The sequence below is a fragment of the Exiguobacterium sp. A1_3_1 genome, assembly GCF_048985645.1.
GTDB lineage: Bacteria > Bacillota > Bacilli > Exiguobacteriales > Exiguobacteriaceae > Exiguobacterium_A > Exiguobacterium_A indicum.
In genome coordinates, this window is the sequence record NZ_WBYY01000116.1 from 1 (window position 1) to 10,406 (window position 10,406).

Here is a 10,406-nt window from a genome sequence, read left to right on the forward strand (position 1 = left end):
CTCGGAGATGTGTATAAGAGACAGGTTCCAGTCTGCTTCGCTGATTTGATAGCCGCTTGTGTTCAAGGCATAGATCTTCTCTTCGACTTTTCCAACACGCTGGACGGCGACGACCTTCAACAACTGATCGTCCATCATCGCATTGACTTGCCGGTACAAAGTAGACTGCGGTACATCCGTTAAACGTTGATTCAGTTGCATGATTGATAAGCCGTCTTCGAGATCAATCAATTCGAGCGCAATCTTAAACCGGACATGATTTTTGAATAAGTTAAAGTTCACGTCGTGTCCCACTCCTTCATCCAATCGTTTCTAAAACTATCTTATCATGCTTTTGGAATCATTCTTATAAATGATAATGTAAAAAGAGGGGATTTGATGTATTCCTTGAATGATTTACATTAGAGTATGTTTTAGAAAGGAGCCTTCATATGAAAAATACAAGTTATCGCTACGGTACATATGCCCTGATTACAAGTTTTTTCTTATTCTTCATCGTTCAGATGTTCCGAGCGTATATTGAATTATCTCCAGAATTTCTAGGAGAAAACCTTGGTGAGTATTACTTAACATATTTCCCGATGAGTGCGTTGATTCTTGGACTCGTATTACTTATCCACGGCTGGTGGACTGAAGATGAGAAAAAACAGCGTGAAAAGCTAGTTGCAAAAAATCAGCAAGAATCGAATGAATCGGTGTGACATCATACCGTTGATACAGAAGACCGACAACGATTTTTCGTTGCCGGTCTTTATCGTTTCATAAGCCTTATTTCGCAAAACGTTTAATCGCGAACGGTCCAATCGGTTCAGTCGTCGATCGTTCCATGATCAATTCACTGAGTACTTTTCCGACTAAGCTACTGAACTTGAACCCGTGACCGGAGAAGCCGGCGGCGATCGCGATATGCGCATAGTCCGGATGCAAATCGATGATGAAGTCCTCGTCTGGCGTCATCGTATAGAGACACGGTTTGCCGTGAGTTAAAGTATTGATCGAGGGCATGAACGTATTCGTGAACTGTCGTAAATCAGCCAGATCACCCGTCTCTTGACCGAATGGACGGCGTGGTTGATTTGGATCAACGGGAATGCCACCGTCGTGACGTCCGATTTTTAGGCCGGTTTGAGCAATGCTTGGAAAACCGTAATAATAACCGGCGGGTGTATCAAAGGCGAAGGCAGGGAACACCGCGTCATTGAATACCTCTTCCGCTGCTTCGAACCAGGCGAACGTCTTGCGGACCGGTCGCAGCGGTAAGGAGAGTCCAGTCTGTTCCAGTAACGGACCAGACCAGGCACCAGCTGCGACGATCAACGCGTCAGCCGAATAGGTGTCTGATCCGACGGCCACGTCAACGCCAGTGGCGTGGGCAGTGAGCGTCGTCACTTTCGCATTCGTCCGAATGTCGACGCCGTTCGCGACAGCAAGATCACGGTATGCTTCAATACAATCCTCGCACTTCAACACACCGGACGTCGGTTCAAAACAACCGATATACTCGTCGGGCATTGTTAAACCGGACCAGCGGGTTCTGATTTCGTCAGCCGTCAGGACCTCAAGCGGTAAATCATACTGCGCTGCACTCCTGATGATCGTCTGCATCGAACGGGACGAGCGTTGACCGGCGTTCAAGACTCCTGTGTTCAGAAAAAGACTTCGACCGCTGATTTGTTCCAACTCATACCATAAACGTTGCGCGGCTAATGCGAGCGGCACGTATGCTTCACCTTCCCCATACGCATGACGGATGATCCGGGTCTCCCCGTGATGGCTCGCTTGATCATGCGGTGGATTGTGGGCATCTAACAATAGGATTTTTTGATCGGTTCGTGAGAGATAGTAGCCGGCTGCCATCCCCATGGATCCGGCACCTACGATGATGACATTATAATGGGACATCACATTCGACTCCTTCATATGTAAGTTCACACCAGTATAGAGTGAGAACTAGAAAAGAACAAATGAAAGATTAAATCTCGAAGCGACGGGCTTCCTGTTCTAAATGTTCTGTTCGTGCGTTTAAATCACCGACGAGCGTATGTAACGTCGTGATTGTCGCAATCATTTGTTCAGAGGCAGCGGCAACTTCCTCGTTACTCGCCGTATGTTCTTCCGCGACAGTGGCAATTTCCGTCAAGGCATTGCGAATGAACCGTTCTGCCTGCAAGACGTCTTCCATCTGTTGCGTCATCTGCTGTGTTGCCGTTGAGACGTGCGTGACTTGATCCGTCAACCGTTCGAACGTCGTATCCGTATCGAGGACGATCTGTTCACCGGCTGCTGTTGCTTCGACCGTCGTCTTAAAGCTGTGTTGCATCTGCTGCGCACTGGCTTCGATCGACGTGACGATCGTTGCGATTTCGCTAACACTGCTAGCGACATGGCTAGAAAGATTCTTGACCTCGGTCGCGACGACGGCGAATCCTTTCCCTTGTTCACCCGCCCGTGCTGCTTCAATCGCGGCATTGAGGGCGAGTAGATTCGTCTGCTCGGAAATACCGCGGATGATGCCGACGAGCGTTTGGATATCTGATGATTGCTGTTTCAGTAGATCAATCTGTTCAGCAGATTGCGTGACGTGCTGATGAATGTGACGCATCTGTTCGACGGAAGCGGACATTTGCTCGCGTCCGACTCGTGTCAGTGTTGCCATCTGCTCCGTCGTTCCTTGAATTTCGACACCAGACTGATTCGTCGTCTCGATCAATGTTGCGAACCGATTCATCTCATCATTCAATGAGAGCGTGACTTGGGTCTGACTTTCCGTCCCGGTCGCGATTTCCGACATCGTATGAGCGATTTGTTCGGAACCGTCGAGTACTTCTGATGTACTTTGGTCGATCGATTGACTCGTCGTCGAGACGAGGGTAGCCGTCTGTTTGATGTCGACGATCATCGTCCGTAACATCTCGTTCATATCACGAATCGAGATTGCAAGCGCATAGATTTCATCTTTCGAAGCAATCGTCAAATTGGTCAACGTCTGTTTTGCCTGATTCAGTCGTCCCTCAGCAATCAAGGCAGCGACTTTCTGTAACGTTTCGAGTGGACGTAACTTTCTACCGAGTACGATGTAAAGCAAGATAAGGGTTATCGTCAACAGTAAGAGCATCAACCCGATGAAAATCGGAGCGTTTTGTTGTAATAGATCCGTCGTCAGAGCATCGACTTCCTTCGCTGCGATATCGGTTCCAAGGATGCCGATGATTTTCCCGGTCGAATCCTTCAGCGGAACGTAGACACTGATGTACTGTCCGTAGATTGGATCATCAATCACGTCCGTCGTATGTGTTTTGCCCTTTAGGACGTCTTGCATATCGGCAACAGTTGCGCCGCTTGCCGGGGCATTGATTTTCGCAGCCTTATCTTTTGGTAAACCATCGATTAATAATCGAACCTTATTTTGATCGATCCGTGCTGTGTATGTATATAAGAGTCCATTTTGTTTACGTAAGGTATCGAGTTCTGTTCGTAACGTTTCGTACTGTTCGGACGCGACAGGTGATTGTAGAAATTCGCTGTAAGCTGCCGTATCGAATGTCTTGCTGATGCGCAGTGCGTCCTTTTCAGCAGTCGCTTTCAGTGTTGAGACTGCAGTTTGTTTCGTATTGAAGTATAAGGCCAGACTACTAAATACAAAAAAGGCAATCAAAATCAAACTAATCATTACTAAAAGACGTGTTCGGATGGAATAGTTCTTGGTTGTGTTTTTCACATGCAACCGTCCTTTCAACTCATATTTTCTATCTGTAATTCATTTATCGGTCGTTAAAATACATATTAAACAGGACCTTTTAACGATTTTTTTATAAAAAGTCGCAAGAAAAACCGTTTTTTCTTAAAAAAGGATTTATCAAGAATGATTCAGGGCACATAATAGTTAGAAAAAAATATATGTTGAGGGAAGAGGGATTGAGATGGAAAGTGAAGTTGATCATAGAATCAAGGCAAGACATGTATATGAAAATGAATTACGAAGACACGCGGTCAGCACGAAAAAAGCAACCTTCCGATTGATGACATGTCTGCGTTGCCAATCGAAGATTCTGTTGAAACAGGGACATCAGGATAGCCACCAATGTGATAGGACTCAAATTACTTGACTGACTGAAGCTTTCGTAATAGAAGTTGTTGTATGCAAGCAAGTAAGGAACCAACTGTCAAAGGGATAAGGATTAAAACAGTACCAACGAGGATCAATCCAGGTGCATCATCGATTTGACCGATGTAAAAAAAGATAGGGAAGACGCATAAGGTCATTACTGAAATCACATAACAATTCAGCTTCAACGATTGTATAGATGATGTGATTAAAGGCAATGGAAGTGGGACCGTTACGAGGTATTGCAATAGTCGCCACATGTGAATCAAAATGAACAGAACTGGAATCAACACAATATAGGCCATGATCAATACGAAGTAGCCAGGACGTTCGAAGAATAATTGTTCTGAGAGTCCATGCCATACAAGAGGAATTCCAATACCAGCTATGCACAATAAACCGACCATGATACAAATCATAATGAATTTTAAATACCGAACATGCCAAGTGAGCCGTTTCATGATTCACGCTTCCTTTCAAGTCGTACACTTTCTTTCAGTATACTTCATAAAATGAAATGTTATTAAAAATTTTAAATGTATAGAATATGTGGATTTTCAAACAAGTGTATAGAGATGAAGCATACCGCAGAAAGGAGCTACATTATGCGACGAAATCAACATGTCTCCCCGCATCCTAAAGGCGGTTATCAAGTGAAAGCAGCCGGAGCGACCCGAGCAACTAAACGATTCGAGACACAGAAAGAAGCCATTGCAGAAGGACGACGGATTGCGAAAAAACAAAAAACAGAATTACTGATTCACAATAAAGAAGGACAGGTTCGTGAAAAGGATTCGTATGGGCATGATCCTTTCCCACCAAAAGGATAAAAGCACTTCCTGAATGTTTAGGAAGTGCTTTTTTTAGTCTATTAAAAATCGGTTTGAATTCTGTGTGACAGGGAAAAATGATTCAAACAAGTATAAAGGAGATATGTTTTATGGCTGAGGCGAACTTCTCGATTGAACATACGAGACAACTGGATCACGGAGAACAATCCTATAAAGGAAACAATAAATTACTCAACAAAAAAATCTTAATTACAGGTGGAGATTCAGGTATCGGTCGAGCCGTTGCCATTGCTTATGCGCGGGAAGGGGCAGACCTTGTTCTTTCATACTTACCTGAAGAGCAAGCAGATGCCGAAGAAGTACAAGCACTGGTAGAACAAGCAGGGCGTACAGCGCATTTAATTCCAGGTGACCTATCCGATGAAGCGTACTGCGTTCAGCTCGTCCAAGAAGCATATCAATGCCTAGGCGGATTAGATTCGCTGACATTAATTGCAGGGACACAGAACCCTGTAGAGCATATTTCAAATCTCGAGACAGAACAACTTAAAAGAACATTCGAAGTCAATGTATTTTCTGCATTTTGGATGGTGAAGGCAGCAGTTCCATTTTTGAAGCCTGGATCGACAATCATAACGACTACATCGGTTCAAGCCTATCACCCAAGTGAAATATTGCTTGACTACGCATCGACTAAATTTGCTTTAAATGGCTTTACGCGAGGTCTTGCGAAACAATTAGCACCAAGCGGCATACGTGTCAATGGAATTGCACCTGGTCCCATTTGGACGCCACTTCAATTCACAGGAGGGTTACTGCCAGATCAGATGCAGGACTTTGGAAAAGACACGCCGCTAGGGCGTTGTGGTCAGCCTGCTGAACTCGCAAGTACTTACGTGCTACTTGCGTCAGATGAAGCAAGTTACATCACAGCACAAATTTATGGAGTCACTGGTGGGATTGAATTAGCTTGATTGAATGGGGAGGAAGTGGCATGGATCAGTTTGGTGTTCTGACACATTATAAATGCACAGTAAATGATCATGAATCTTTATTTCAAGTGTTGAATGAGCTAAAACAACTTGTCTTGGAGCAATCCGAATGTAAGTTATATACGATTAACGTGTCAGATAAACAACTGGACGCTATTTTCACATACGAAATCTGGAGTTCCGCAGCTGCTTATCAAAACTCGCTCTCGCATGAACTCCAAAAATTTGTTCCGCTTGCTCCTAGTCTTCCGGTGGTCGTAGTAGAAGAAACAAATACTTTTCGAGTTCATATGTAAAAAATTATAAATACTCATCAGGTCAGATGATTAATCCCAAATGATAGAAAGAAATTTCAAGCTATTTGAGATAAAGATCAAAACACTTTCTGTTCATCAGAAGGTGTTTTTTCATGTTCAATTCGAATCTGAAATGTCAATAGTTTTTGACATGTTGTTGGAATTTCATTACAGTAAAGATGTAAAAAGAATTTGACACGTCGTGGAGGTATGAACGTGAGAAACCACATTAAGGAGCGACGTCTAGCGGCAAGATTATCACAACAAGAACTGGCTGACCGTTGTCAGGTCAGTCGGCAGACGATCAATGCGATTGAAAACAACAAGTATGATCCGACTTTACAATTAGCGTTTAATATCGCCAAAGTCTTGCAGACACAAGTCGATCATCTGTTCATTTCAGAACAGGAGGAATGGGATGTCTAAGAAAAAAACGGGTTTATTTTTAGTAACGCTCGTGATAGTGGCGAGTCTTACCATCATTAGTATGATCATCGAAAACAACGTAACGTTCTTCTCCATCGTTCAATTGGCGATTTTGTTGATCATGTTCTTCTCGTATTTTACGTGGGCACGATCAGGAGAAGACGAGCGTCCTGTGCCAGAAGATGAACTCGGCAAAAAGATTACGACGGAAAGCGGTCTCGTTAGCTACAAAATCCTGATTGTCCTGATCTTTGGATTCATCTGTCTCGATTACTTTTTACATGAATCAACGAATCTGTTATTGATAGTCTTGTTCGCAATCGGACTGACACTGTTGCCGATCATAGAATTTTTAAAAGCAAGATCTTATCGATAAAACGGTATAAAAGTCGTTTAGACGGATTTACCCATCTAAACGACTTTTGATATTTCACAGATTATCTTTTTAAGACGGCCAATCACTCCGCAAGATTGAGTACATATACAAATCATCGAACTGACCACGTGTTTTCTCATATTGACGAAGCAACCCTTCCCGCTGGAATCCGAGCCGTTCAAGCAATTGATGTGAAGCAGTATTTGCTGGTAAGACAAGTGCTTCGATACGATTTAAAGAGAGCTCCTCAAACCCATATGTGATGACTGCAAGTGCGGCTTCTTTTGCGATACCCTGTCCCTGATGAGCTGGACTCAACTCAAACCCGAGTTCTGCCCGCTGATGGCGTGCCGACTGATTCAAGAATCCGCAACTGCCGATGATGACATCGTCTTCTTGTAATGCGATCCCGAACCGGATGCCCGTGCCATCGCGACGAATCGAAGCGTACCAATCAATCTCTTCAAGCGCGTCTGCTTCTGATTGAAAGGCGTCGAGTCCCATCTGTTTGACGACGTGTTCGTCTGATAAATAGGCGAGGACACTCGTAGCATCTTTGGGTAACACTTCGCGTAAGACGAGGCGGTTCGTTTTAAGCGTTGGGAAAGTATGTAACATTCAAAAAACTCCTTTGCAAGAAAATGTAAAAAGCTGTTGTGCAGTCTTTAAGTCATGTGGTAAGATTCTCCACAACAAGAGCATATCATTTCGTTGACGAGAAAGAGTAATGATTGTCCCTCTGCCTTACAGAAAACCGGGATTGCTGAGAACCGGTAGCCAGATCAATCATGAAGATCCTCTCTGAGAAGTCACGCTGAACCATTCAGTAAGCGTGACCGGGTGTCCACCGTTACATGGAATGCACATGATAGTGTGCAACTAAGTGCTGTCGAGAATAAGCATTCTCGACGGAATATGGGTGGTATCGCGGTGAAGTCCGTCCCTGTCAAAGGGGGCGGACTTTTTTGTATTCTCTTAGTTACCGACAAAGGAGCGAACAAGAGATGACGTCACTAAACCAAGCAGAAACCGTACAACAACGCGAGGAACGTGTTCGAAACAGATGGAAACAAGACCAAGTCTTCGCACGATCGATTGAGCAACGCACGGAAGCGGAATTCGTATTCTACGAAGGACCGCCGACTGCGAACGGCTTACCCCACGTCGGTCATGCACTCGGACGAACCGTCAAGGATACCGTCGCCCGCTATAAGACGATGCAAGGGTTCCGGGTCGAACGAAAAGCCGGTTGGGATACGCATGGACTACCGGTCGAACTCGGTGTCGAGAAACAACTCGGCATCTCCGGCAAACAAGCGATCGAAGACTATGGTGTTGAAGCATTCATCGCCCGCTGTAAGGAAAGTGTCTTTTCCTATGAAACACAGTGGCGTTCCTTCACGGAAAAACTCGGCTACTGGGTCGATATGGATGACCCTTACGTGACGATGGAGGACGAGTATATCGAAAGCGTCTGGCACATCCTCGGGACGATCCATGACAAAGGCTGGTTGACGAAGGGACATCGTGTATCACCGTATTGTCCGAGCTGTCAGACGTCACTCAGTTCCCATGAAGTCGCGCAAGGCTATCAGGACGTGACGGACTTATCGGCGACGGTCAAACTTCCGATCGTCGACATGGAGCAGACGTTTCTACTTGCGTGGACGACGACACCTTGGACGTTACCGGCAAACGTCGCGGTGGCGGTTCATCCGGAATTGACGTACGTTACGGTAGCGTTTGAAGGAGAGCGATTCATTGTCGCTAAAGCGTTAGTCGCTGAACTGTTCTCGGAATCCGTCGAGGTCGTATCCGAACAGCTCGGTGCGGAACTCGTCGGTTTGCGTTATGAACCACCGTTTGATTTCGTGACGCCAGAGAACGGTCATACGGTCGTCGGGGCGTCCTTCGTCCAAGCAACGAGCGGAACCGGACTTGTCCACCTTGCTCCAGCGTACGGGGAAGAAGATTACCGGGTCGTCCGGGAAAACGGACTGTCATTCGTTAATGTCGTCGATGCTGCTGGGTGTTACACGGACGCCGTTCCACCACTCGTTGGTCGATTCGTCAAGGAGTCAGACGTTGCAATCATCCAGCTGCTCGCTGAACGGGGACGCTTGTTTGCGAAAAAACGCTATACGCACAGCTATCCGCATTGTTGGCGATGTGACTCGCCACTGCTCTATTACGCACAAGACAACTGGTTCATCGAGACGACGGCCGTCAAGGAACAACTCCTTGCGAACAATGCGTCTGTGACGTGGTATCCCAACCACGTCAAGAAAGGGCGGTTCGGAAAGTTCCTTGAGCAACTCGTCGACTGGAACATCAGTCGTAATCGCTACTGGGGCACCCCACTGAACGTCTGGGAGTGTGAAGCGTGTGACACGACGTTCGTTCCAAAAAATAAGGCTGACTTCTTGCACCGGACGACAGCGACGGAATCCGTCGAGTTGCATAAACCATACGTCGATGCGTTATCGGTCTCGTGTCCGACGTGTCAGGGAGTGATGCACCGGACACCAGAAGTCATCGATGTCTGGTTTGATAGTGGAGCGATGCCGTTCGCGCAACAGCATTATCCGTCACGGACGCAGACGCTTAACCGCTATCCAGCCGATGTCGTCATCGAAGGCATCGATCAGACGCGGGGCTGGTTCTACAGTTTGCAAGCAATCTCGACACTCTTCACGGGACAGCCTGCTTATAAGCGTGTCCTCGCACTCGGTCACGTCCTCGATGAGAACGGACAGAAGATGTCGAAGAGTCGCGGGAATGCCCTCGATCCGGTGGCGTTGATCGAAGCATATGGTGCTGATAGCCTGCGCTGGGCGCTACTCGTCGACAGCAGTCCATGGAGTGCGAAACGGTTTGCCGAGCGGATCGTCCAAGAAGCAAAATCAAAGCTAGTCGATACACTGGATCATGCCGTCCAGTTCTATCTGACATATGCCGAACTGGACGGATTTGATGGCTCACGTCCGCAAAAACGGACGCGACTCGACGAATGGTTGCTCTCGCGTGTTCATCAGACGACGCAAGACGTGACGGATGCGATGGACGATTATCAATTGACTCAAGCAGCGCGGAGTCTTGCGCAACTCGTCGATGAGATCAGTAACTGGTACATCCGCCGTTCGCGGGAACGTTTCTGGCAAGCTGACTGGTCGGAAGAAAAACAAGCCGCGTACACGACGCTCCACTTCGCACTTTCGACGACGGCACGACTACTCGCTCCGTTCACCCCATACCTTGCCGATGATGTCTATCAGCGATTAACAGGAATGAGCGTACATGTAGCGGATTATCCGGTTGCCGATCGATTGATGCTCCGATCTGATCTGGAATATGAGATGACACAAGTCGTGTCTGTCGTCGAGTTAGGACGACAAGTACGTAATCTGTCTCTTATACACA

The 10,406-nt window shown here is 46.4% G+C and carries 11 protein-coding genes, 1 pseudogene and 1 other annotated feature; of the genes and pseudogenes, 7 read left to right on the forward strand and 5 right to left on the reverse strand.

The genetic code is table 11. The features are described 5' to 3' along the window. Positions 1–282, reverse strand: a pseudogene (locus tag F8N00_RS12310) (transcriptional regulator); the annotation flags it as partial. A 149-nt stretch (positions 283–431) separates the two neighbouring features. Between F8N00_RS12310 and F8N00_RS12315 the strand changes: the two are divergent. Then, positions 432–701 (forward strand): hypothetical protein, encoded by a 270-nt coding sequence (locus F8N00_RS12315; RefSeq protein WP_058705074.1) that lies wholly within the window; start codon positions 432–434, stop codon positions 699–701. A gap of 67 nt (positions 702–768) precedes the next feature. On the opposite strand, the gene solA is transcribed toward F8N00_RS12315, so the two are convergent. The 3 genes from solA to F8N00_RS12330 all read right to left on the reverse strand — a co-directional run bounded on the left by solA (position 769) and on the right by F8N00_RS12330 (position 4,566). Next, a complete protein-coding gene (gene solA, locus F8N00_RS12320; RefSeq protein ID WP_075642182.1) occupies positions 769–1,902 on the reverse strand; it encodes an N-methyl-L-tryptophan oxidase in 1,134 nt (377 codons plus the stop codon). A 70-nt stretch (positions 1,903–1,972) separates the two neighbouring features. After that, positions 1,973–3,718, reverse strand: coding sequence for a methyl-accepting chemotaxis protein (locus F8N00_RS12325; RefSeq protein WP_421018312.1), 1,746 nt, complete (start codon positions 3,716–3,718; stop codon positions 1,973–1,975). 380 nt (positions 3,719–4,098) lie between these two features. Beyond that, the gene (locus tag F8N00_RS12330; RefSeq protein ID WP_421018313.1) at positions 4,099–4,566 is read right to left on the reverse strand and encodes a DUF2975 domain-containing protein; all 468 of its coding nucleotides are present in this window, start codon (positions 4,564–4,566) and stop codon (positions 4,099–4,101) included. A 144-nt stretch (positions 4,567–4,710) separates the two neighbouring features. On the opposite strand from F8N00_RS12330, the gene F8N00_RS12335 reads away from it, so the two are divergent. The 5 genes from F8N00_RS12335 (at position 4,711) to F8N00_RS12355 (ending at position 6,986) form a co-directional block, all read left to right on the forward strand. Beyond that, positions 4,711–4,935, forward strand: coding sequence for a DUF2188 domain-containing protein (locus tag F8N00_RS12335; RefSeq protein ID WP_075642185.1), 225 nt, complete (start codon positions 4,711–4,713; stop codon positions 4,933–4,935). A 110-nt stretch (positions 4,936–5,045) separates the two neighbouring features. Beyond that, a complete protein-coding gene (locus tag F8N00_RS12340) occupies positions 5,046–5,870 on the forward strand; it encodes an SDR family oxidoreductase (RefSeq protein ID WP_075642186.1) in 825 nt (274 codons plus the stop codon). Positions 5,871–5,890: 20 nt separating this feature from the next. After that, on the forward strand, positions 5,891–6,184 hold the full coding sequence (locus F8N00_RS12345; protein WP_421018314.1) for a putative quinol monooxygenase: 294 nt from the start codon (positions 5,891–5,893) through the stop codon (positions 6,182–6,184). Positions 6,185–6,394: 210 nt separating this feature from the next. Next, a complete protein-coding gene (locus F8N00_RS12350) occupies positions 6,395–6,610 on the forward strand; it encodes a helix-turn-helix transcriptional regulator (RefSeq protein WP_208610324.1) in 216 nt (71 codons plus the stop codon). Beyond that, positions 6,603–6,986 carry a hypothetical protein gene (locus tag F8N00_RS12355; protein WP_075642189.1) on the forward strand — a complete coding sequence of 128 codons (384 nt, stop codon included), beginning with the start codon at positions 6,603–6,605 and terminating at the stop codon, positions 6,984–6,986. Before F8N00_RS12350 ends, F8N00_RS12355 begins: the two co-directional genes overlap by 8 nt. Positions 6,987–7,055: 69 nt before the next feature. On the opposite strand, the gene F8N00_RS12360 is transcribed toward F8N00_RS12355, so the two are convergent. Continuing rightward, positions 7,056–7,604: a GNAT family N-acetyltransferase gene (locus F8N00_RS12360; RefSeq protein WP_075642190.1), complete on the reverse strand. Its 549-nt coding sequence runs from the start codon at positions 7,602–7,604 to the stop codon at positions 7,056–7,058. An 84-nt stretch (positions 7,605–7,688) separates the two neighbouring features. Beyond that, positions 7,689–7,934: a binding site (T-box leader), on the forward strand. Between the two features lie 56 nt (positions 7,935–7,990). Here F8N00_RS12360 and ileS point away from each other — a divergent pair. After that, positions 7,991–10,406 (forward strand): isoleucine--tRNA ligase (gene ileS / locus F8N00_RS12365; protein WP_421018315.1); only part of this gene is annotated, 2,416 nt, incomplete at its 3' end.

Bases quoted from the DNA above. Each gene is read 5' to 3' on its own strand.
- F8N00_RS12315 (WP_058705074.1), top strand. From the start codon at position 432: ATGAAAAATACAAGTTATCGCTACGGTACATATGCCCTGATTACAAGT.
- solA (WP_075642182.1), bottom strand. From the start codon at position 1,902: ATGTCCCATTATAATGTCATCATCGTAGGTGCCGGATCCATGGGGATG.
- F8N00_RS12330 (WP_421018313.1), bottom strand. From the start codon at position 4,566: ATGAAACGGCTCACTTGGCATGTTCGGTATTTAAAATTCATTATGATT.
- F8N00_RS12335 (WP_075642185.1), top strand. From the start codon at position 4,711: ATGCGACGAAATCAACATGTCTCCCCGCATCCTAAAGGCGGTTATCAA.
- F8N00_RS12340 (WP_075642186.1), top strand. From the start codon at position 5,046: ATGGCTGAGGCGAACTTCTCGATTGAACATACGAGACAACTGGATCAC.
- F8N00_RS12345 (WP_421018314.1), top strand. From the start codon at position 5,891: ATGGATCAGTTTGGTGTTCTGACACATTATAAATGCACAGTAAATGAT.
- F8N00_RS12350 (WP_208610324.1), top strand. From the start codon at position 6,395: ATGAACGTGAGAAACCACATTAAGGAGCGACGTCTAGCGGCAAGATTA.
- F8N00_RS12355 (WP_075642189.1), top strand. From the start codon at position 6,603: ATGTCTAAGAAAAAAACGGGTTTATTTTTAGTAACGCTCGTGATAGTG.
- F8N00_RS12360 (WP_075642190.1), bottom strand. From the start codon at position 7,604: ATGTTACATACTTTCCCAACGCTTAAAACGAACCGCCTCGTCTTACGC.